At 64.8% G+C, this 22,709-nt stretch carries 16 protein-coding genes and 1 tRNA gene; 3 read left to right on the plus strand and 14 right to left on the minus strand.

Translation table 11 applies throughout. The features are described from left to right. Window positions 1-48: 48 nt before the first annotated feature. From ACYDAT_RS00305 to folC, 12 genes are all read right to left on the minus strand, one after another. The gene (locus tag ACYDAT_RS00305) at window positions 49-1,872 is read right to left on the minus strand and encodes a sulfotransferase family protein (protein ID WP_461448157.1); all 1,824 of its coding nucleotides are present in this window, start codon (window positions 1,870-1,872) and stop codon (window positions 49-51) included. A 3-nt stretch (window positions 1,873-1,875) separates the two neighbouring features. Continuing rightward, window positions 1,876-3,687 carry a tetratricopeptide repeat-containing sulfotransferase family protein gene (locus tag ACYDAT_RS00310; RefSeq protein WP_461448158.1) on the minus strand — a complete coding sequence of 604 codons (1,812 nt, stop codon included), beginning with the start codon at window positions 3,685-3,687 and terminating at the stop codon, window positions 1,876-1,878. 74 nt (window positions 3,688-3,761) lie between these two features. After that, window positions 3,762-6,674, minus strand: a complete 2,913-nt coding sequence (locus tag ACYDAT_RS00315; RefSeq protein WP_461448159.1) for a TonB-dependent receptor domain-containing protein — start codon at window positions 6,672-6,674, stop codon at window positions 3,762-3,764. A gap of 366 nt (window positions 6,675-7,040) precedes the next feature. Then, a complete protein-coding gene (locus ACYDAT_RS00320) occupies window positions 7,041-8,066 on the minus strand; it encodes a hypothetical protein (RefSeq protein WP_461448160.1) in 1,026 nt (341 codons plus the stop codon). A gap of 250 nt (window positions 8,067-8,316) precedes the next feature. Further along, window positions 8,317-8,393 (minus strand) — tRNA-Asn (locus tag ACYDAT_RS00325). A gap of 56 nt (window positions 8,394-8,449) precedes the next feature. Then, window positions 8,450-9,811: a nucleotide 5'-monophosphate nucleosidase PpnN gene (gene ppnN / locus ACYDAT_RS00330; RefSeq protein WP_461440869.1), complete on the minus strand. Its 1,362-nt coding sequence runs from the start codon at window positions 9,809-9,811 to the stop codon at window positions 8,450-8,452. 197 nt (window positions 9,812-10,008) lie between these two features. After that, window positions 10,009-13,224 (minus strand): TonB-dependent receptor, encoded by a 3,216-nt coding sequence (locus ACYDAT_RS00335; RefSeq protein ID WP_461448161.1) that lies wholly within the window; start codon window positions 13,222-13,224, stop codon window positions 10,009-10,011. Between the two features lie 210 nt (window positions 13,225-13,434). Then, window positions 13,435-13,707 (minus strand): hypothetical protein, encoded by a 273-nt coding sequence (locus ACYDAT_RS00340; RefSeq protein ID WP_461448162.1) that lies wholly within the window; start codon window positions 13,705-13,707, stop codon window positions 13,435-13,437. A gap of 197 nt (window positions 13,708-13,904) precedes the next feature. Next, entirely contained in the window at window positions 13,905-15,380 is a 1,476-nt protein-coding gene (gene purF / locus ACYDAT_RS00345) for an amidophosphoribosyltransferase (RefSeq protein ID WP_461439431.1), read from the minus strand. 4 nt (window positions 15,381-15,384) lie between these two features. Continuing rightward, complete coding sequence (locus tag ACYDAT_RS00350; RefSeq protein WP_461439430.1) at window positions 15,385-15,951, minus strand: CvpA family protein; 567 nt, start codon at window positions 15,949-15,951, stop codon at window positions 15,385-15,387. Between the two features lie 15 nt (window positions 15,952-15,966). After that, a complete protein-coding gene (locus ACYDAT_RS00355; RefSeq protein ID WP_461439429.1) occupies window positions 15,967-16,917 on the minus strand; it encodes an SPOR domain-containing protein in 951 nt (316 codons plus the stop codon). 76 nt (window positions 16,918-16,993) lie between these two features. Continuing rightward, window positions 16,994-18,295 carry a bifunctional tetrahydrofolate synthase/dihydrofolate synthase gene (gene folC, locus ACYDAT_RS00360; RefSeq protein ID WP_461448206.1) on the minus strand — a complete coding sequence of 434 codons (1,302 nt, stop codon included), beginning with the start codon at window positions 18,293-18,295 and terminating at the stop codon, window positions 16,994-16,996. A 100-nt stretch (window positions 18,296-18,395) separates the two neighbouring features. Between folC and tilS the strand changes: the two genes are divergently transcribed. The 3 genes from tilS to ACYDAT_RS00375 are packed head-to-tail and all read left to right on the plus strand — an operon-like array spanning window position 18,396 to window position 20,937. Further along, entirely contained in the window at window positions 18,396-19,757 is a 1,362-nt protein-coding gene (gene tilS, locus ACYDAT_RS00365; RefSeq protein ID WP_461448163.1) for a tRNA lysidine(34) synthetase TilS, read from the plus strand. A 33-nt stretch (window positions 19,758-19,790) separates the two neighbouring features. Beyond that, window positions 19,791-20,054, plus strand: coding sequence for an exodeoxyribonuclease VII small subunit (locus ACYDAT_RS00370; RefSeq protein ID WP_461439427.1), 264 nt, complete (start codon window positions 19,791-19,793; stop codon window positions 20,052-20,054). Continuing rightward, window positions 20,035-20,937, plus strand: a complete 903-nt coding sequence (locus ACYDAT_RS00375) for a farnesyl diphosphate synthase (RefSeq protein ID WP_461448164.1) — start codon at window positions 20,035-20,037, stop codon at window positions 20,935-20,937. The genes ACYDAT_RS00370 and ACYDAT_RS00375 overlap by 20 nt, the downstream gene beginning before the upstream one ends. A gap of 41 nt (window positions 20,938-20,978) precedes the next feature. Here the strand turns inward: ACYDAT_RS00375 and ACYDAT_RS00380 are convergent, their stop codons facing one another. Continuing rightward, on the minus strand, window positions 20,979-21,395 hold the full coding sequence (locus ACYDAT_RS00380) for a DUF4870 domain-containing protein (RefSeq protein ID WP_461448165.1): 417 nt from the start codon (window positions 21,393-21,395) through the stop codon (window positions 20,979-20,981). Window positions 21,396-21,476: 81 nt separating this feature from the next. Next, on the minus strand, window positions 21,477-22,709 hold the full coding sequence (locus ACYDAT_RS00385; protein WP_461448166.1) for a DUF1501 domain-containing protein: 1,233 nt from the start codon (window positions 22,707-22,709) through the stop codon (window positions 21,477-21,479).

The raw sequence follows: 22,709 nt of genomic DNA on the forward strand, positions 1-22,709 counted from the left end.
TAGGCAGTTCAAACCGCCTGGTACCAACGCCAGCGCGAGTCCCGGCCCTCAACATGCATAACCGCCATCATTCAACGCTTCACGCAACAGCGGCAGCAAGGGCCGGAAGCTCGCCTCGTAACGACGCCAGCGCCCGATGCTGTCGCGTCGCAACGGCTCAACCACTTGCGCGTAACTTGGCGTGCTGATGAGGCCGCGCTGCGCAGCATGTGCGGCAAAATTCTTCATGGCCTCGACCTGTGCGAGGCCGAGATAAACGCCGATGCGCGCGAGAGCCGTATCCGTCTCTTGGACCGAATCCTCGTAGCGCAGCACCAGCACATCCGCATCGAGCGCATCGGCATCGGTGTGGAAACGCCGATCAAAAGCCGCATAAGACTCCGCGAGACGCGGCAGGCTTGCGCTCATGCTGGCTACTTCATGATCACTGAAAGACTGGAAGTGGCAACTCAAGATCGCATCGCACGGATGCCGCACGCAACGAATCACGCGCGCCCTCGGGAACAGACGCAAGATCATGGGCAGCAGCAACATGTTGAGCGGGTTCTTGTCGACCAAGCGCTGCGACTGCTCCCGACGCGCGTGTTGCGCGGCGGACTGCCAGTAAGCTGCGCGCATGGCGTCGACAATCTCTGGGGCGAGCGCCGGCAGCGCGTCCGGATAGGCCAGCCCATGCGCGCGCATGTCGCGCACGGCGTCCAGGATCAGCGGACGCTCGTCCATCGAAACCAGCATCGGATGCGCCGACAGCATCTGCTCAAGCAGAGTGGTGCCCGAGCGTGGAAATCCCAGCACGAACACAGGCGCTTCAAAAACAGGCGTTTCGGGTGGAGCAGCAGAACCCGACGCAGGCGCCATCGACGCCGGAGCATTGCGCTCGACCAGCCATGCCAGCCAACCGCGCGGTGGTGTATCGGGAGGCACGACGTGCTGCGGGCGTAAGGCATGCGCCTCGGTCAAGATGCGCAAGGCCGCATCCGGGTCCTCAAGCTGATCCAACACACGCGCCAAGGCGAACAGGAGTCCTGCCCGTCCACGGCGCACCTCACCGATCGCCAATGCACGCTCGAAATCGCAACGCGCATCGCTCAAACGTCGCTCACGCACCGCCATGCTGGCGTGCGCATGCAAGCGCTCCTGTCGTGCCTCGGCGCTCCGCGCGATGCTTTCTGCTGGCAACTCGGCCAATGCCTGGCGCGCGGCATCCAGGCGATTGACGCGTTCCAGCAACAACACACGGCGCGCGGTGGCTCGCACCGCCATCTCCGGATCGCCGGAAATAGAAGCCAGCATGGAGAGAGCAGCCTCGATTTCGCCGCGTTCACCCAGCAACCAGCCAAGCTCCAGCAACGACTCCTCGGAACCGCGTGGCCACTGATGCCAGCCGCTCAGCAGTACATCGACCGCGGCCACATCGCCGAGCGCCTGATGCGCCACCGCTGCCCAGATGCGCATGCTGGGCTCGGCATCGGGAGATTGCGCTGCGATCTTGAGGGCATCCGCGGCGGCGATGGGATCACCACCGCTGAGCAACAGCACGCCGAGGTTGGCGCGTGTACGCGTTGCGCCGGGATGAAGCACAAGCGCGTGTTCATAGGCCTCGCGTGCGCGCGCGGCTTCACCCCGCGCGCGCGCCACATTGCCAAGATTGTTCCAGTGCTGCCAAGTATTGGGGAATCGCTCGACCAGCGTCGTCAGCAGGATATCGGCTTGCGCCAGCTCGCCCGCTTGCTGCGCACAGGTCGCCTGCAATGACAACACCGCCTCGTGCTGCGGGTAGTCCCGCGCCAACACACGCGCCTCGGCCAGCGCCTGCGCCGCCTGCCCACGCTGCAGCGCTCCAAGAATCCGGTCGACGCGCTCCTGGGACATGGTTTAGTCGAGGCTGTAGCCGAAGCGTTCGCAGAACGGTGCAAGCTCAAGCCGCACCGGCTCCAGCCAGGGTCGGTAGCGCTGCCAACGCCCCACGGCCCGCTTGTGCAGCGGCTCAACCACTTGCGCATAGCTGGGTGTGCTGATGAAGCCCTTGGCGCGCGCGTGCGTATCGAACTGGAGCAATGCCGACACGTCCTCAAGGCCCAGGAAGTCACCCAACGCACGCGCGTACCGTGCCGGATCCTCCACCAAATCCTCGTAGCGCAGTTCCATCGCGTGGGGACGCAGCACCTCGCTCTGGTCCATCCAAAACCGCAGGGCGTTGGCGTAGCCGCGTGCCAGTCGGTCGAGCGAGGAACACAGCATTTGAAATGCAGGGGCTCGGAAACTCTGCATGTAACAGCTCAGCACGACATCCATCGGATGGCGCAAGGCGAGAATCACAGAGGCGTTGGGGAAGATCCGCTGCAACATGGGAAGTCGCAGGATATTCAGTGGGTTCTTGTCCACCAATCGCACACCGTCTTCGAGAGCGACGACGGTCGCCACTTTCGCCCAGTAAATTGCGCGCAGCGCTGCACATGTCGCACTGTCCAGTTTGCCCAAGTCATGGGGATAGGTCCAACCCATGCGCTGCATCCCTTCGATGACATCCTGGAAAAACCCCTGCTCATCCATGGAGCGCAGCGCGGGATGCGCATCGAGCATCTGTTCCAGCAGGGTCGTGCCCGAGCGTGGAAACCCCACCACAAAGATCGGTGACGCCTGCACACCGGGCGCCGCAATCGCCCGCCAACTCGCACGGTCAACATGCGTGACACGCTGTCGCGTGATGGGCAGCGGCTCCGATGCGGGGTCGACCAAATCCGGAACCAAACGCGAGGCGGTGTGTAGCTGTGCTGCATGCCCGTCCTCAAGCGCGCGCATGGTCGAGGCGGCATCGCCCAAGCGGTCACAGGCCTTGGCCAGCGCAAAATGAAACGGCGCGTTGGCAGCCGTCGCACCCACGCGCTCGAGTAGCGCTTCATACGCGGTCCGCGCCTCGAGCACGCGCCCCGCTCGCAGCAGTAACGCGGCGCGCACCGCCAAACCTTCATCATCCCAAGCTTCGGGCGCAACGGCAGCAAGCATGTTTTCGGCCTCGACGATGCGACTCAGTCGCTCATAAAGCGCCGCAAGCTGCACGCGTGCCCTGGCCGAATCCGGTTTCCTGTCCAGCAACTGCTGCAGGCGACGCTCGGCAGCATCGGTCTGCTCGATCTGGATCAGTGCCGTGGCGAGATCAACTTCCAGGCTCTCATCCATCGGCGGCCAACGCGCGCTGCCCGACAAAAGGCGGCGCGCCTCATCATCCTCAGCACAGGCATGACACGCCAAAGCCCCGTAAATGCGCGGCTCGGCCGAATCCGGGGCACGCTGGCTGGCCTCCAACATGATGGACCGGGTCTCGATGACATCGCCTTGCTGCCAACGTAACAGACCCAGATTCGCAAGCACGCTCGCGTCATGAGGGCTCAACACTTGCGCCTGCTGATAGGCCACAGCAGCCTCATCAAGCTTGCCCGCCTCACGCAACGCGGTCGCGAGATTGCTCCAATGCGCTGCCTCGCCGGGTTGCGCATCGGTCAGCTGTCGGTAGTACGGCAAAGCCTCGGCGAGTCTTCCTTGCGCCCCCAAAGCGACGGCCAGGATCACGAGTGCGGACACATCATCCGGCTTCACCTCCAGACGTGTACGAGCACCTGCCTCAGCATCCTTGTAACTGCCCGCTTGAAGGGCGCGCTCCAGTGCCGGAATAGTTGGAAGATTCACTAAATGCCTATCCAAAAAAATGCGCGCGGCTTGGGGGCCGCGCGCAGGTCAGGCTGATCACACGTTGCGACTGATCAGAACTTGACGGTCGCACTTGCCCAGTAGAAGCGGCCGAGGACATCGTAAGTGTTGACGTCCGTGTTGGCGTTGATGACTACGTTCTGCGTGAAAATCGGCGGCTGCTTGTTGAACGCGTTGTTGACACCGATCTGCAGTTTGGTGTTGATCGGAGCGATGTCGTATCCCACCGAGAAGTCGTTGTAGACATAGGCGCCGAAATGGAACGTGGTGAATGCCCCGGACCCGAAGTCCTGGATTGGCACCGCGATATGGCCAATGTAACGCATGCGCCACATCGCATTCCACGGGCCGCGATCCCATTCAAGCGTACCCAGTCCACGCCAGCGGGCAAAGTTGCCAAACTGCGATGTGTACTCGCCCGCGTTCTTGATGATTGGCACGCTGGGCACGCCAGGTGCTGGCACGTCCGTGAACTGGCGGGTCCAAGTGCCGTCCATCACCACGGCGAAATTGCCTGGGTTCACGCCGAACGCATTGAAGTGCGGCAGGCGATAGCGGAAACCGAAGTCAATGCCCGACGTGTCGAGACGGCCCAAGTTTACAGTAGGGGCGAAGATATCGGAAACCTGACCATTCGAGAAACGATGGATCAAGCTGCACAAGCTACTCGAAGGATTATAAAAGCAATCGTTCGCCACAACTTGCGCCTGCACAGAAGTGATGGTGTCATTCAGGTAGATGCGCCAAATATCGATGCTGGTCGAGAAGCCCGGCAACCAATGCGGATCATACACGGCTCCAAAGTCAAAGCTCTTGCCAAACTCGGGCTTCAAATTGTAGTTCGCATATTGGGAGCCCGATACGATCGCGTTGGTTTGCGACACGGTCGGTTTGGCGATGCCACTGGCAGGAATCGCCGTCGCACCTGTCGGCGCACCGCAGGCGTTGGCCTCGGAAGCTGTATTCGGACCCGGGATATAACCTACGCAGGGATCAACGAAGCTTGGTGCACTGTTGGCTGGACCTGCAAACAATTGGCTGATAGAAGGTGCGCGGAAAACCTGTGTCACCGTACCGCGCAGCAGCAAGTCGTTGATCGGGCGCCACTCCACGGCGATCTTGGAATTGGTGGTGCTACCCGCCAGTGAGTACTTCGAATAGCGTGAGGCGATGTCGACGTTCAGGGAGTGCGCGAAGGGGACGTCCTTGAGGAGCGGGACCAAGACCTCGGCATAGGCCTCCTTCACGTTGAATCCACCCTGGATCGAGGAAGCGCATCCCGTGCCCAGCGAGCAAGTGCCCGTGGCTGGGTTGATCTGGATATCCGAGCTGACCATGCCACTGGTGTAGCGCTTGCGGTAATCCGCGCCCACCGCCAAGCGCACGGTGCCACCTGGCAACGTGAACAGGTCACCGTTGGCGTTGATGGATGCCTCGCGGGTGATATAGATCGTTTGCGTGAACGGATGGGATTCGTACTGCTTGAGCAATGCCGTCTGAGTTGGGCTGTTGGCGTCGAAGATGTTGATTGGCGTGCAGCCAACGATGGCATTGCCAGGCGTGCCGCAAGTGGGTACACCGTTGTTGTAGTACGAAGGCCCGAACGCCTGATTGGCGGCAGCCAAGTTGACAAAGCCTATTTCGTTCTCGCCTGTGCTCACGCGGCTGTAATTGAGGTTGGCGTCCCACTGCCAGGAGGTGTTGCCGACGTTGCCTTTCAGGCCGGTGATGATTTGGTTGGTTGCCGTGCCGAACTGGAAGATGCGCTGACCGAGACCGGTGAAGCGGTATTCGAAGCGGTTACCGGAGTAAGTCGGCGTGCTTGATGAGGCGAAACTCGCAGTGGAAAACTCGACACCGAACGGGTTATAGATGCTTTGCGCCGAGATCACCAGCGGGCTGGGAGTCCCGGTGTCCGCCAGTGACGGAGCAAGTGCCGAGTGCGAGGTCGTCTTGTTGCCGAAGAAATCCATGAAGGCCGTAACGTTATCCGACAGGTGGTACTGACCCATGAAGAAGACGTTCGTGCGCTCCGAGGGTACCAGGATCAGGTTCTGGGCTTGGTAGTTGTACGAATCGGTCGTGGAATTGTAGGTGCGGAAGTCGCTCGGCGCCGAGCAGGTGGTGCCGGTGATGCAGGTCAGCGCAGTGCCACCGTTGCCCGGGTACACGATGCGGCCGTTGGGTACACGCGAGGAACCGAACGGCAGGATCTGGCCGTAATACAGATACAGGGCCTTGCTCGAGAAACTGCGATTGGCGCTGGAGACGCCATCGGTTTTCTCGTAGGAGATCCCGGCCACGACGCTTCCGCGCTCGCCGGACTCACCGAACATCACCGATGCGCCGCGCCTGGCGCCGTCACTGTGATCCGAGATGCCATAGTTGGTGCTGAACTCCGCGCCCTGGAAGTTCTTGCGCATGATGAAGTTGACGACGCCGCCGATGGCCGAGGAGCCATAGATCGAGGAGGCGCCATCTTTCAGCACTTCGACACGCTCCACCGCCTCGGCGGGGATGGTGTTGATATCCACCGCGCCCTGGTTGGGATCGATCGCCGCGCGGTGGCCGTCGATCAGGACCAGCGTGCGCGAGACACCCAAGCCACGCAGCGAGATGGTGGCCGCAGCATCGCCACCGCCATTGTTGACGCTGGGATTGGTCGCGTCACCGGAGATCGCCGGTGTCGACTGAATCAAGTTGCCCAAGGTGACCGCGCCGCTCTGTTGGATGGTCTGCCGGCTGATGGTGAAGACCGGATTGGCGGTCTCGACATCCACGCGGCGGATGCGCGAGCCGGTGACCACGATGGTCTGCAGTTCCTTCGCCTTCGCATCGGGGGTTGGGTTGTTGGTGGTGCCGGTATCCTGCGCCATGGCGCTGCCGGCGACGCCTGCGGCGGCAACCGCGCCCAGTGTGAGCGCCAGGCGTACGGCTGACGAAAGTTTGTTCGTATCGAGGTTCATTAAACTCTCCAACGTCGGTGGTGTGACGTGTGTCGGGACATAGTGATTTCGTCCTTGAACGGCCTGGGGAGGCTCTACCCTTACCCTGGTGCACCTGACTCTAACAACTTTCTAACCCCGTTGGAATACCCGCTTCACTTCGACGCGGCGCATGTCGTGGCAGCCAAGTGCTGACGCTTGGCCCGACGGTGCGGCACGCGCAACGTTCAACATGGCTTGGGGGCAGTGTGCGGCAGGCCGCTGCCGCAGCTCGCAATCAAGCTACGGAAACGACGGCAGATCGCAAGTACGTTGGGGCGGGAAGGTGCGCGCGGGCGCGTGATCGCCCGCCACCGACATCGCCAAGACCGGCGGGCGGGACTTGCCTCAGAGATCCTGCTGGTACTGCACGTAGGGTATGCGCGCGGCAGCGCCAGGCACGTTGGCACCAGGCGGCGGCGCGCCCTGCGACCACAGATTCTGTGCGCCCACGCTGAAAGCGCCGTGCCACGGCAGGCGCCAGGTGATACCGAGATCCACCGTGGTCCAAGGTTGCAGATCCAGGCCACTGCCCAGCGCGCTACCGGGGGTGAGCACGCGTCCGGTGACCACACCGGTGATGGAGCCGCGACCGATGCCGAAGCGCAATGACTTTTCGTTCAAACCGCTGAGGCTGGGCAGCAGGGTGGCGTCCGTGTTGATCCGGCCATAGCTGGCGCCAAGCTCAAGGTGCAGGCCACCCATCGCAAGGATGCTGTTGGCGCTCAATCGCGTGGTGCTGCCCAGCAGATCCAGCGGCAAACCCGCTGTCACCCCGCCGCCGCCATACAGTGGAGACAATGTGGGTGCTGCCAGTGGGCCGCCAAGGTTGCTCGGGCGCGACAAACCCAGTGAGAATTCCATGCCCACGGGACCGCGCGTGTAGCCGGCGCCAAATTCCGCCGAGGTCACGCCACCCAGATTGGTTTGCCCGCCTGTGCATAGCCCGCCGCGCATACCAGCCTGCGTCATGTCGCATCCGGGTGCGCTCCAACTGCGTTGCGCGATGCGTGCATCGGCGCGCAAGCCATTGTCGAATTGATAACGCAGCGTTTCGGTGAGCAAGGGCGAGGCATCAACCGCGCGCAGATTGAGCGCGCCGCCGAGCAAGGGTGCCCGCCAACCGCCTGCGTTGCCGGCCGGACTGGACGCCACGATGGCCAGCAACTTGCCGTCGTTGCCTCTCCATAGCGGCAACACCACGCCAGGAGCGATTTCGGTGATTTGTGCTGGTGCGCGATGCAGCAGGGAGCTGGCCAGAGCCTCTTCCGAACGCGCATTGCTCTCGTAGCGCCCAAGCGCCAGCGCTGGCGCGGAAAGTCCGGCAGCCAGTGCGACAAGCAGCAGCAACGAGAGCAGGCGAGACAGCTTCATGACGAGGTTCAGGGCGGTGCAACAGCGCGCAAGGCATGTGTCGCCGAGTTTACCTCGTTTTACATTTTTCTAATAGCTGGGCTACGCGCTGCAGGCTGAATGCGTGGCCTGCATCACAGATCGCATACAACCATCTGATGCAGACCGAAGCTGCCGCATCATTTGATATGTGCGCCGCACACGGCGCCGGGGATGATCTTCCGATTTCATGAGCGACAACTCACGATTGGCACACTGGGCCGCACAACACTGGCGCCCGAAGTTGGACTCGAACCAACGACCCCCTGATTAACAGTCAGGTGCTCTAACCGGCTGAGCTATTCGGGCGTGAGCTGCGTATTGTTGTGTCCGGCGCGAAGCGCGTCAAGCCGCAGCCGCTATCTTCAGCCGTCCGTCGTGATGCGATAGCAGGGCTGGTAGCCCTTGCCACCAGGCAACTTCATGCGGTGCTGAGCGACGAAGGCCTGCAGCATGGCATCCAGCGCCTGCATGATCGCAAGCTCGCCGCTGATCGCATAGGGGCCGCCAGTCTCGATCGTGCGCAGGCCTTCTTCCTTGACGTTGCCGGCGACGATGCCCGAAAACGCGCGCCGCAGATCGGCGGCCAGTTCGTGCGCGGGCCGGTCGCGATGCAGGCTCAGCGCCGCCATCGCCTCGTGCGTGGGCTGGAACGGCTGCTGGTAGGCGAACGGCACGTTGAGCGCCCAATTGAAGAAAAACGCATCCTTGTTGTCGAGGCGCTGCTCGCGCACGCGATCGATGCCCTTGCTCATCGCACGCGCCACGGCCTGCGGATCGTTGATGATGATGTGGTAGTGGCGCGCGATGCCATCGCCCAGCGCCAGGCGCAGAAAGCGATCAATCTGCTCGAAATAGGTCGCCGATTCGCGCGGCCCAGTGAGGATCAGCGGCAAGGTCTGCATGGCGTTGTCCGGATGCAGCAGCAGGCCGAGCAGATAGAAAATCTCCTCTGCCGTGCCCACGCCTCCCGGGAACACAATGATGCCGTGACCGATGCGCACGAAGGCCTCAAGGCGCTTCTCGATGTCTGGCATGATCACCAGATGGTTGACGATCGGATTGGGCGACTCGGCGGCGATGATGCCGGGCTCGGTGATGCCGATGTAGCGATTGTGGCGCCGGCGCTGCTTGGCATGCGCGATCGTCGCGCCCTTCATCGGACCCTTCATGGCGCCCGGTCCACAGCCGGTGCAAATATCCAGTCCGCGCAGGCCAAGCTGATAGCCCACCTGCTTGGTGTAGTCGTACTCGGCGCGCGCGATCGAGTGACCACCCCAGCACACGACAAGGTTGGGATCGGCATGCGGGCGCAGAATGCGCGCGTTGCGCAAAATTTCGAATACGGCGTGGGTGATGCCCACCGAATCGTCCAGATCGAATGCCCCCGCAGCGAGGCTGGACGATGCGTATACGATGTCGCGCACCACCGCCACCAGCAGCTCGTTGATACCGCGAATGATCTGCCCGTCGACGAAAGCCTGCGCCGGCGCGTGGCGCAACTCCAACTTGATGCCGCGATCCTGCTGCAACACCTGGATGTCGAAATCGGGATAGCGCTCGAGCGTCGAGCGCGGGTCGTCGCTTTCGCTGCCCGAGGTCAGCACCGCCAGCGCGCAGCGGCGCAGCAAGCCATGCAGCCCCGAGGCGCTGACATCGCGCAGCATCGCCACCTCGTTGCGCGAGAGCACGTCGAGGCCCCCCGAGGGCGAGATGCGCGCGCTCACCACGCCTTTGACCGGCGGCTGCGGCGGCAGGTAATCCTCGTCGCGTGCCTCCCTGTTGACATTCATGATGCGTTCTCCGCGGACATGCTGATTCCAGCCGATCAGCATCATCCCGGCGGATGACGATTGCAAGCTTGCCGAAACAGAAAGGCCGGCGCCCCCGCGGGCGCCGGCCATGTTTGAGGCACAGGGCAGTATCAGAACTTGTAGCGTACTGTCATCTGCACCGACCAGCGCGACAAAACCTTGGAGGTATTTGAACCCACGCCGTCGAGCAGTCCGAACGTCTGCGGCGCATAGTTGCCATTGGCGTCGGCATAACGGCTCAGATCATAAATGTACTTGCCGGTGGCAGGATCGATCCCCGCGAAATTCGCCAGATTGCGGGTCTGCGGGTCATAGCCGAGCGCCGGTAGCTGTCCCCAGTTCTTGTCGAGCATGTTGAGGAAGTTGTAGACATCCAGCACCACCTCGCCCTTGTTGCCCTCGAACAGACCCGGGATTTCCTGGCTGATGCGCAGATCGAGCTGATGCGTCCACGGCAGCGAACTGCCGTTGCGCGGCACATCGTGCCCGGCATATTTGCTCAGCCCGGGCTGCGACTTGATGTAGTTGAAAAACTGCTGCTGCAACTGCGCCGAGGTATTGCTGGTGAACTCGACATCGCCAGGTCCGGTCGGCACGTAGACCAGATCGTTGTAGTACACGGCATCGCCGTTGGCATCATTGCCATAGACCCAACTGTAGGGTGTGCCGCTGGCCACATTCAGGTACGCGCCGAAACTGGTGCGATAGTCGCGATAGAACTTGTGCGACCACGCCAGATAGCCGCCGAGACGATTGCGCACGTTGAAATTGGTGTTGTAGGCGACATCGCCGTTGGGATTGACTGATGGGCTGTATCTCCAATTGGAATAGGCTACCGAGGACGATCCAGGACTGACGCTGGAGGCCCGACCATGCGTCCACGCCAGCGACCAGCCAAAGCCATCTCCGTCACCTGGATGCTGCAAGCGCAGCGTGGTGTAGGTGGCGCTGCCCTGCGTGGTGTTGTCCAGATACATCACGCTGCTGAACTTGGGATTGGCTTTGGCCAGACTGCAACTGGACGTGGTGCAGATGGTGCCGTTGCCGTTGAGCTTGTAGAAGATCGGGCGGCCGTCCGGACCCATCGTGGTCGGCGCGCCGAGGTTGAGGTTCTGGTAATAGATCGCATCCTGATCCTTGACGTAGGAGATCTCGGCGCTGGCCACCATGCCCCACCACGGCAGCTCATGGTCGAGTGCCAGCGAGGTCTTCAACACCGTCGGCTGCTGGAAGTTGCTGCTGAGCAAATCCACCGTCTGCTTGGGTTGGTTGGTCGCTGGCCTGGGCTGGTTGTACGGATTGGACGACAGCGGCCCGCCGGTGGCCGGGTTGTAGGCTGTGTAGGTGGTGACGTTGATGCCGTTGTTGGTGAATGGATTGGATTGCCACACCGCCGGTGTCGCGCCCATGAAAAGGCCGATGCCGCCACGCAACTGGGTCGGGCGCGCAGTGTCGAAGGTATAGTTGAACGACAGCCGCGGTTCCAGCACCGAATGACCATTGATGGTGCTGTTGTTGCGCAGGCCGAAGGTCTGCGTGAAGAAGGCGTTGTAGGCCGGCGCCGTGGGCACGCGCGGCACATCCCAGCGCAGGCCATATTGCAGGTTCAACGCATCGTTGATCTGCCAGACATCCTGGGCGAAGAAGCCCCAGTTGTCATAGGACCAGATCGCCGAGGCATCCGCCAGATTCCCGCTGCTCGGCTGCCGCAACTGGTAGGAGGAATAGTTGCCTGCCTGGAAGTTGGCGATGCTGGTGAACTGGTAGCCACCCGCGTAGTACTGCAGGAACAGGTTGTTGTAGTTGTTGCGCAGGAAGTCCACGCCAAACTTCACGGTGTGATCGTTGAGGAACAGCGTGCCTGCCCAGAAGCCGGTCCACGTCTTGGTGTCGAGGCTGTTGGCCTGGTACGAGTAGTTGGTGCCCATGTACACGCTGGGGCCGCTGGTGCCGTTGACGTATACCTGCACCTGCGGCGACAACGGACCATTCAACAGCGGCGCGCGCAGATAGCTGCCATAGGACACCGAAGTCTCGGACGAGAACGTGTCGGACCAGTCGTCGTAGGTGTTGATCACGTAGTTCTTGAAATCGCGCAACTGCGAGTAGTTGGCGCTGGCTAGATTCACATAGCCACCCGAGCCGCCCCTGCCACTGATCACGGCAAGATTGCTCTTGGTACGGTCGTAGCGAAACTCGATGCGGTGGTTGTTGTTGATGTTCCAGTCGAACTTGGCGAGGTAGCGCTTCTCGTCCGTGTTGGGCGCGCCGAGCTGGCTGCTGCCGGTAGCGAAACCATACCCCTGCGCGATCTGCGTGATCTGGTCGAGCTGCGCTTGCGTGATGGGAACGATGCTGCCTTTGCCCGAACCGATGATGCCGATGTCCGGGGCAGGCGCGGTGGATTTCTGATCCTCGTAGGCGACAAAGAAGAACAGCTTGTCCTTGATGATCGGGCCACCCAGGGTGAAGCCAGCCGTAGTGTTCTTGGTGAAACCGGTGAACGGCGTGTCTGACGCGCCATTGCCCACCCACTGCTTGGGCAGATAGACGTAATAGACATCGCCGTGAAACTGGTTGGTGCCGCTCTTGGTCACCGCATTGATCTGCGCGCCGACGTTGCGCGCGTTGGTGACGTCGTAGTTGTTGGTCGAGACGTTGATCTCGCTGATGGTGTCGATCGAGATCGGCTGCCCCAGCGAAGGCATGCCGCCGGCCTCGAGACCGAACGGATCATTGGTGGGCACCGCGTCGATGTTGATGTTGTTGTAGCGGCTGTTCTGGCCCAGAGCCGAGATTCCACCCGAGGCATTGACGTTGACCATCGGATCGAGACGCACGTAATCCTGCAGGCTGCGGCCGGTGGCCGGCAGCGTGTCGATCTCGCGCTGCGTCACGTTGGTCGTCAGCCCGCGATTCTCGGGCTGGAACAAGGTGTTCATCGCCGCGGCGGTGACGGTCACCGCGCCCAGCTCCTTGGCCTGCACGCCGATGCTGAAATCCAGCGTGCTGGTTTCCGCCAACTTCAGGTAAATGCCGTCCTTCTCGGACGTTTCCATGCCGTCCTTCTTCACTGTGATATCGAACGGCCCACCGACGCGCAGACCCTGCGCGTTGTAGTTGCCCCTGGCATCGGTGGTGACCACGCGCGTGGTGCCCGAGGGCACGTTGACGATGGTGACGGTGGCGCCCGCCACCGGCTTGCCCTGCGCATCGACCACTTGACCGGTCACGGCCGATGAAGTGTTTTGCGCATGAGCGCTGGAGAACGCCAGCAACGTGGCGATGGCGAACGGCAGTACCTTGACGCGGATTTGATTACTCATGGATGTGCCCTTGCTCACAGAAAAGTAAGGATTGGGCGCAGCACGTCCTCCCGCGCATTGCGGAAGCGATAACATGCCAGCAACCCCCTTACGCGCAGCTATCGCGCGAGTAACAAAAGGCTAACAGCTTCTCATGACACTTTTGTAAAACATGCCGGATCGTAAACATGAGCGTCGCGCCAAGTGCAGCAGACGCTGCCGACGCTCTGTTCACGGCACCGGTTTGCGCGCGCCCAGGCGGCCGAGATATTCGCCGGCGCAGGCATTGTCGATGGCCTGTGACGCACGCGTTTCACCGCACGCAGAACGATGCAGATCGATCAACAACAAACCGTCAATACACGCTGAAAATTCTAGATCTTCGTCGAAATACAGCAATTCAAGCCTATCTGTATGCGCAAGATCGGCATATTGGCGGCAAGCACTGACAGGCTCTGGCCGGCTGCGGCCAAGCGCTCGCGCAGTCAGCGCAGACTCGCGCACGGCGTGCGACCTTGGGTCGCATTCCTGATCGCCACGGCCGCGGCCGCGGGAAAGGCATGAATCCGGCTGCCACGCACCAGCATGGCATGCCCGCAGGCCTCTGAGGGGTGGCTACGATCAGATCACGGCACTGCCTGGGTGTGGTGACCGCCAGACTGGCAGGCCAACTGCGGCAGCGCGTCAGCGCGGCGGCGCGCTCAGCCCGTGCGACGGCGCGTCTTGGCGTCGTCCGAACGCGCGGTTTCGAGGGCTTCGAGATATCCCGCGTCCAACCCGGTGACGTATTCGCCGTTGAAACACGAGGCATCGAAACGCGTCAACGCCTCGTTGCCTTCGGCGACGGCCGCTTCCAGATCAGCCAGATCCAGATACACCAGCCAATCGGCGCCCAGCAGCGTCTCGACCTCGGCCTCGCTGCGCCCGTGAGCGACCAGCTCGTGCGCGGCTGGCATGTCGATGCCGTAGACGTTCGGGTAGCGTACCGGCGGCGCGGCCGAGGCGAAATACACCTTGCGCGCACCGACTTCGCGCGCCATCTGGATGATCTGCTTCGAGGTGGTGCCGCGCACGATCGAGTCATCCACCAGCAGCACGCTTTTCTTGCGGAATTCCAGCTCGATTGGATTGAGCTTGCGGCGCACCGACTTCGCGCGCTCGCCCTGCCCCGGCATGATGAAGGTGCGGCCGATGTAGCGATTCTTGACGAAGCCCTCGCGAAACGGCACGCCCAGCACCGCCGCCAGCGAACTGGCCGCGGTGCGCGCGGTGTCCGGGATCGGAATCACCGCATCGATGTCGTGGTCCGGGCGCAGGCGCCGGATCTTGGCGCCCAGGCGCTCGCCCATGCGCAGCCGCGCCTTGTAGACGGAGACGTCCTCGATCATCGAGTCCGGTCGCGCCAGGTACACATACTCGAAAATGCACGGCGCGTGCGGCGCGCCGGCCGTACACACGCGGCTGTGCAGGCTGCCGTCGAGCCCGACGAACACCGCCTCACCCGGCGCCACGTCGCGCAAGCGCTTGAAGCCGAGTATGTCGAACGCCACCGATTCGGAGGCCAGCGCGTATTCGTTGCCTGCAGCGCCTTCACGCACGCCCAGCACCAGCGGACGGATGCCGTTGGGATCGCGGAACGCCAGCAGGCCCTGGCCCATGATCAACGCCACACAGGCGTAGCCACCGCGCGCGCGCCGATGCACCTGGGTGACCGCGTCGAACAAACCCTCGGCGCTGAACTTGTGCGGCGCCGCGGCAGCCAGCTCATGTGCGAGCACGTTGAGCAAAACCTCGGAATCAGAGTCGGTGTTGATATGACGGCGGTCGTCCTCGAACAACTCGCGGCGCAGGGCGTCGGTGTTGATCAGGTTGCCGTTGTGCGCGAAGGCGATGCCGTAGGGCGAGTTCACATAGAACGGCTGCGCCTCGCCGGCATCCGCGCAACCCGCGGTCGGGTAGCGGCAATGACCGATGCCGGCGCGGCCCAGCAGCACGCGCATGTGCTCTTCGCGGAACACATCGCGCACCAGGCCGTTGTGCTTGTGCAGGCGCAGGCGCGCGCCGTCCAGCGTGGCGATGCCGGCGGCGTCCTGGCCGCGGTGCTGCAGCACGGTCAGGCCGTCGTAGAGTTGCGATGCAACGTCGGCGCGGCCGACGATGCCGATGATTCCGCACATGGTTTCAGGACTCGGGCGATGAGGGGGGCGCAGCCGCATGGGATGGCAGCGCGAACGGCAGCTTGACCGCAGGCGGCGCTGGATCAAAGCGCACGTAGCGCGCCACGCCGGGCGGCAAGCGCGCTTGCAAGGCCTCGGCCGCGCGCTGAAAGCTGGGAATCAGCGCCGACTGACGCCACCACGGATCACGCGGAAACGGCGTCATGCCCAGCAACAGCACGCCCAAGGTCACGATCAGCACGCCGCGCGCGGCACCAAACAGCATGCCTAGCATGCGATCAGTGCCGGACAGGCCGGTGCCCTGCACCAGCATGCGCAGCAGCCAGCCGAGCACGGCGCCAACGATCAGCACCAGCACGAAAATCAGCGCCCACGCCGCGAACAATCGCGCGGATGGCTCGCGCAATGCCGCCGGCATGTATGCCGACACCCTCTCGCCGAACTGCCATGCGGCCCACAGCGCCACGACCCAGACCGCCAGCGCCAGCACTTCGGCGATCAAGCCGCGCCACAGTCCCAGCAGCACCGAGATCGCGATGACTGCGACGATGGCGTAGTCGGCGGCGCTCACGGCAATCCCGCCGGCTCAATGCGCAACGGCCACGATGCCATCCTGTGCCAGCTTGGCCTGCAACTGCGCGCGCAAGGCCACGGCGGCGGCGCGACTGGCCTCCGGCCCCACGCGCACGCGCCACAGCGTGGCGCCCTGCGCGGTGCGCATGGTATCGGTGTAGGCAGGGAATCCCGCGGCAAGTGCACGATCCTTCAGGGTGTTGGCGACCGTCGCATTGTCGAAGGCGCCCAATTGCACCACCCAGCCACCCGGCTGCCCGGCCGGCAGCGCGGCGGCTGGTTGGTCAGCGCTGAGGTTGGTCGGGCTGGGAGTCAGCACCGCCGCCGTGTGCGGCTCATGCGCATGGATGCGCAGCCGCGCCGCTTCCGCCAGGGCGCGATTGGGATACGGCCCCGCATACACGCGCACCATCGGCCCATCCGCGCGCACCATCGGCTGCAGGCCCACCTTGATGCCGAGTTTGTGCACGCGCGCGGCCAGTGCGCGGGCGTTGCCCATATCGGCATAGACGCCCAGATTGATCACGTAGCCCGCCTGCGCGGCCGTGCCTATCGGCAGCGGCGCGGATAACTTCTTCGGCTGTACCACGGTTGCCGCTGGTACTGGCGCCGACGCTGGCGCCGTGCTCGGGCCCGGCCCCGGCGCGTTGGTCGCAGACATGCCCGGCGCGGGTCGCGGCAAGGCGCCACTGCTACTGGCATCGGCAGGCTGGCCCGGAATCGTCACCGTGGCCAGACGCCCGCCCGGCAGCGACTGGCCGGTGGTCGCAGCAGGCGCCGGCGCGCCAAGCTCCAGCGTCTTGCTCTGCAGCGGCGGCTCGGGCTGCGCCGGAATGCCAAGGCTGACCGAGGTCGTGGCGTTGCCGCCCTGCTCGTGACCCGAGAAGAACATCGGCACCACGATGACAATCAGCGCCAGCAGCACGGCGGCACCAATCAAACGCTGTTTCAGGCGTGCATCCACAGGCGCTCTCGCGGGCTGGAAGGGCGGCGGATTATAGCGCCTGCGCGGCGTCCCCTCGCTGCCGCTATCGCCGCGTTCAGACCTGCGACGGCAACCGGTCCAACACGGCGCCGGCAATGTGAAAGGAGCCGAAGGCGAGCGCACGCCCGTTCGCAGGCAGCACTGCACGCGCCGCGGTCAGCGCAGCGTGCACGTCCACATGCAAGCTGATGGCGGCCTGCGGCAGCGCCACGCGCAAGCGTGCGGCAACGCTGGCGGCGTCGAGACCGCGCGCGCCGGCATCGCTGATGGCACAGACGTGCCAGTGCGCGATGCGCGCGCCCAGTGCGGCGCCGATACCGGCGATGTCCTTGTCCGCCAGCGCGCTGAACACGGCGTGGGTGGGCACACGTGGCTGCGCATCCAGCCACAACGCCAATTCGGACGCTGCCTGCGGATTGTGCGCGACGTCCACAATCAGTTCGGGCTGACCGCCGCAGGACTGCAGGCGACCGCGCAGACGCGTCGCCTGCAAGCCACGCGCGCAGGCCACGGCGTCCCAGCCCAGGCGCGTGCGCAGCGCCCACAAGGCCGCCAGCGCCGCGGCGGCGTTGTCGATCTGATGCGGCGCACGCAGCGACAGATCGGCGAACTGCACCGAAGCGGGTTGCACTTTGTCGAAACCATCGTTCGCCATCTGCCGCGCCTGCCAGCGCCAGGCATCGATTTGCGGCGCCACGCTGAAATCCACGCCCAGACGCAGCACGCTTGCACCGTTCGCCAGCGCGCTGTCGAGCAGGCCCGGCGGCGGGTCCAGTGTGCCGATGATCAACGGCCGCCCGGCGCGCGCGATGCCGGCCTTCTCGCGGCCGATGCTGTCGCGGTCCGGACCCAGATACTCGGTGTGATCGATGCCGATGGTGGTGACGATGGCGACATCGGCATCGATGATATTGACCGCATCCAGGCGCCCGCCCAGCCCCACTTCCAGCAGCGCCACGTCCAGGTGCGCATCCGCGAACAGCAGCAGCGCGGCCAGGGTTCCGTATTCGAAATAGGTCAGCGGCGTGGCGCCGCGCGCCTGCTCGATGCGCATGAAGGCCACGCACAGGGCTGTGTTTTCGGCATCGTGCGCATCGATGCGCACACGCTCGTTGTAGCGCAACAGATGCGGCGAGGTGTAGGCGCCGACGCGCAGACCGCGCGCGCGCAGCATGGCTTCGAGAAACGCCACGGTCGACCCCTTGCCGTTGGTGCCGCCCACGCTGATCACGCAATCCGCGGGACGTGGCGCGCCCAGTGCCTGCCACACATCGCGCACGCGCTGCAGACCCAGCGCGATCGGCTGCATGTGCTGACGTTGCTGGTAGCCCAGCCAATCCTCGAGCTTGTCGGGCAAATTCATTCGCGGGTTCCGTTGTGCGGCGCGCAGCATGCGCAGCGCGCGCAGTGCGTGCAAGCATTTGCGTTTGCCGCGCGGCTTTGGCCTGATGCACCGCATGACCCGCGACCTGCCCGCCCTGCTCAGCGCCGCGCTTGTGGCTGCGCCGCCCGGCGCGCTGCGCGTGGCCTATAGCGGCGGCCCTGATTCCAGCGCACTGCTGCATGCGCTCAGCCAATTGCCGGCAGCGCGCGCGCGGGATCTGCACGCGCTGCATGTCGATCATGGCCTGCACCCCGACAGCCCGCGCTGGGCCGCGCAGTGCCTGCAGCAATGTGCGCACTGGCAGGTACCGATCACTTTGCTGCGCGTGCGTGTGGACACGCGCGGCGGCGCGGGCATGGAGGCCGCCGCGCGCGCCGCACGCTATGCCGCGCTGGCCGCGCAGTTGCCACCGGGCGGCCTGCTGGTGCTGGCGCAGCATCGCGAGGACCAGGCCGAAACCGTGCTGCTCAAGCTGCTGCGCGGCGCCGGACCCGAGGGACTGGGTGGCATGCGTGACTTGCGTGCGTTCGCCTGCGGCTGGTTGTGGCGGCCGCTGCTCGAGGTGCCGCGCGCCATGCTGCGCGCGCATATCGAAGTGCACAGCCTGCGCGTGATCGACGATCCCGCCAACCACGATCCCGCGCACGCGCGCAGTTTCTTGCGTCAGCACATCCTGCCGCGACTCGGGCGCCACTGGCCCGAGGCATCCGCCGCGCTGCTGCACGTCGCGCGTGTGCAGCGCGCTTTGGCCGATGATCTCGCGTGGCGCAGCGCGGAAGTCTTGCGCACGCTGCTCGATGCGCCGACGCAAACGCTCGACGTCGCCGCATGGCTGGCCTTGCCGGACCTGCTGCGCGCACCCGTGCTGGCGCGCTGGCTGCACCCGCTCGGCCTCGATGTGCCCAGCAGCGCGCAGCGCGGCGCGCTGCGAACCATGCTGCGCGAGGCCGCGCGCGATCGCAATCCGGAGCTGCGTTATGCGCGCAGCGTGCTGCGTGCCTGGCGCGGCCGACTGTACGCGGAGCCGTGGTTGCCGCCGCCCGTATCCGACTGGAACCTGGTCTGGGATGGCGCGCCGCTGGCGCTGCCGGGAGGCGCCGCGCTGTGCCTGGATGCCCCCGCGCGATTCAACCCACCCCTGCGCGCGCGCGCCTGCCGCGCGGGCGAACGCGTGCGGCCAGACGGCAGCGTGCACGCGCGCGATCTGGGCAGCCTGTTCCAGCGCGCCGGCATTCCGCCCTGGCAGCGCGCGCGCTGCCCGCTGATCGAAAACACCACGGGTGAAACACTGGCGCTGGGCGATATCGCGCTGACCGCAGCCGGACAGACGTACTTCACCGCGCGCGGCGTGCGTCCACTGTGGCGGCGCACCGCACCGCTGCGGGCACGCCTCGACGGCGCCCCGAATCTTCGGCAAAACGACACCAGCGATTGAATCGCCGCCTGCGCTGCGCTAGCGTTCGCGGCCATGGCCAAGTCCACCAGCAACGCGCCGACCACACCCAGCCCGCCGGCTGCCTTCGAGCAATCGCTGGACGAACTCGAGGCTCTGGTCGCGCGCATGGAACAAGGCGATCTGAGCCTGGATGATTCGCTGGCCGCGTTCGAACGCGGCGTCGCCCTGTACCGCAACTGCCAGGGCGCGCTGGATCAGGCCGAACTGCGCGTGCGCAAACTGCTCGATCCTGAAGCCCCCGATCACGCCGAACCCTTTGAATCCGACGCTCTCTGAGCTTGGCCCCGCGTTCGCTGCGCTGACCGCGCGCAGCGAGACGGCACTTGAGCGCGCTCTGCCACCCGCCAATCATGGTCCCGGTCGCTTGCAGCAAGCCATGCGCTATGCCGCACTGGGCAACGGCAAGCGCCTGCGGCCGCTGCTGACCTATGCGACCGGCATGTTGCTGCAGGCGCCGCTGCCACGCCTCGATGCGCCGGCCGTGGCGGCCGAGCTGATCCACGCCTACTCGCTGATCCACGACGATTTGCCGGCGATGGACGACGACGACCTGCGCCGCGGTCGCCCCACCTGCCACGTCGCGTTCGGCGAGGCCACGGCGATCCTTGCCGGCGATGCACTGCAGGCGTTGGCCTTCGATCATCTCGCCCATGACACCACGCTCGATGTCGATGCCGCCACGCGCTTGTGCATGCTGCGCACCCTGGCGACTGCCTGCGGTGCCGATGGCATGGCGGGCGGCCAGGCACTGGATCTGGCCGCGACCGGCGGCGATCTGGACCTGCCCGCGCTGGAGCATTTGCACGCGCTGAAAACCGGTGCGCTGATCCGCGCCTGCGTGCGCATGGGCGCGCTGGCCGCCGCGGCCGACGACGCCACGCTGACCACGCTCGATGACTACGCGGCGGCGTTCGGGCTGGCATTCCAGATCCGCGATGATCTGCTCGATGTCGAAGGCGCCACCGCGACGCTGGGCAAGACCGTGGGCAAGGATTTGCGCCAGGGCAAACCCACGTTTCCGACGCTGCTGGGCATGGACGGCGCGCAGCGGCGCCTGCACGAGGTCACCGCGCTGGCGCTGCAAGCCTTGACGCCTTTCGGCGCCAAGGCCGATCTGCTGCGCGATCTGGCGCATCATGCCGCGGCGCGCGCGCGCTGAGACGCGCATGGCCGCGACCACTGCGGGTAGCGACCATGCGCTCAGTTGATGAAGCGGATCGTCAGCGGATAGCGGTAGCGCGTGCCGTTGCTGGTCTGCACCGCGGCGATGATCACCATGACCACATCGAAGATGCCGACCGCAAACATCAGCGGGAAACCGATCAGGATCACTATCAGCACCAGCGAGATCAGCAACGCGATCAGCATGGTTAACTGAAAGTTGAGCGCCTCCTTGCCGGCCTCGTTGACCTGCGGCATCTGGTCCTTCTTGATCAGCCACAGGATCAGCGGGCCGAGGATGAAACCGAGGCCGCCAGTGAAAATGCCGGTCAGCGCCGACAGGTGCGTGAACATGGCCCAGTTGCGCTGATCCATTTCGCTGGGCTGCGCGGGCGCGCTGGCGGTCGGCGGCGGCGGCGGCGGCGGCGGCGTGGTGTACCGGTTTTCTTCGCTCATGACAGGCTCCCTATGGTGGCGCCTGCAAGCCTCACGCGCGCGCTGCGCGCTGTCAATCTTCGTGACGCACGCGCGTCCGCCTCACGCGGCCAGCATCGTACGCAGCAATCCAGCCTGCGGTGCCAGCGCCGCGCTACCCGGAAACACGCGCGTGGCCAGCGCGCCCTCGCCCAGGCCCAGGTGCTGGGCCAGCAAACCTTTGAACACGGCGCGGAAATCAGTGGTCGCATGGATGTCTCGATCCTGATACAGATGGCGCGGCTGCATGCCCGGCCATTGCCCGCCCACGCGCCCGCCGGCCACCGCGCCGCCGGCCACGAACATCACCCCGCCGGTGCCGTGATCGGTGCCATTGGTGCCGTTGATGCGCGCGGTACGACCGAATTCGGTGACCATCACCATGACCGTGCGCGACCACACCGGCTGCGCCGCCTGCGCGAAGCTGGCGCAAGCGTCGTCCAGCTCCTTGAGCTTGCGCGCCAGAATCGCGGCCTGATTGGCGTGGGTGTCCCACCCGTAATCCTCGACAAAACCAATGCGCGGACCATCGGCCCTGGCCATGAACGTGCCCGCGGCCTGCATCAACTGCGGCAGGCGTCCGCCGCTGCCCATGGCCTTGGCCTTGCCGGCCCCCATCGCCCCGTCGGCGCCCATGGCCGCGCCACTGGTTGCGCCGTTGTTGGCCAGCGCGTCGGCAAAGGCCGCGGCCAGATGCGGATCCTCGGCATACAGCGGCTCCAGGCGCTGCAGCAAGATCGGGTTGACGCGCATCGGCAGCGGCGGTGACCAGGTGCTGATGCGTCCGCCGCCGCGCATCATCAGCGGCATCACCGTGCTCACCGCGAGGCCATCGACGCCCGGCAGCGCGGCGACCGCGCGATTGAGCCAGCCGGTCTGCGCGCCATCGGGTGTGGCGGTGCCATTCTCGACGCAATCCTGCGCCTCGAAATGCGAGCGCCCCCAGTATGGCGGCGCGGCGGCGGCGATCGGCAGCAACTGACCGCGCTGATAAAGCTGCCACGCAAAGCCCAGCGCCGGATGCAGCGCGAAGGTGCCGTCCAGCCTGAGCGCGGCGGCGGTCTCGGCGGTAGGCCCGGAGGGCGACAGCGCCAGCGGCCCGCGCAATTGCGCGTAACCCGGATCGCCGTAGGGCGGCAGCGCGTGCAGGCCATCCAGGCCGCCACGCAGCATCAGCACCAGAAAGCGCGTATCGCTGCCGGTGGTGGCGTGGGTGATGCCCGGCCACAGTGTCAGCGTGGCGGCGGCGGCGGCGGACAAACCCATCAGGCGCAGAAATTCGCGGCGCGTGCTCAT

This window comes from Metallibacterium sp., assembly GCF_054637675.1.

Coding starts and splice junctions, on each gene's coding strand:
- ACYDAT_RS00305 (WP_461448157.1), bottom strand. CDS start 1,872: ATGTCCCAGGAGCGCGTCGACCGGATTCTTGGAGCGCTGCAGCGTGGG.
- ACYDAT_RS00315 (WP_461448159.1), bottom strand. CDS start 6,674: ATGAACCTCGATACGAACAAACTTTCGTCAGCCGTACGCCTGGCGCTC.
- ACYDAT_RS00320 (WP_461448160.1), bottom strand. CDS start 8,066: ATGAAGCTGTCTCGCCTGCTCTCGTTGCTGCTGCTTGTCGCACTGGCT.
- ACYDAT_RS00335 (WP_461448161.1), bottom strand. CDS start 13,224: ATGAGTAATCAAATCCGCGTCAAGGTACTGCCGTTCGCCATCGCCACG.
- purF (WP_461439431.1), bottom strand. CDS start 15,380: ATGTGCGGAATCATCGGCATCGTCGGCCGCGCCGACGTTGCATCGCAA.
- tilS (WP_461448163.1), top strand. CDS start 18,396: ATGACCCGCGACCTGCCCGCCCTGCTCAGCGCCGCGCTTGTGGCTGCG.
- ACYDAT_RS00370 (WP_461439427.1), top strand. CDS start 19,791: ATGGCCAAGTCCACCAGCAACGCGCCGACCACACCCAGCCCGCCGGCT.
- ACYDAT_RS00380 (WP_461448165.1), bottom strand. CDS start 21,395: ATGAGCGAAGAAAACCGGTACACCACGCCGCCGCCGCCGCCGCCGCCG.
- ACYDAT_RS00385 (WP_461448166.1), bottom strand. CDS start 22,709: ATGAGCACGCGCCGCGAATTTCTGCGCCTGATGGGTTTGTCCGCCGCC.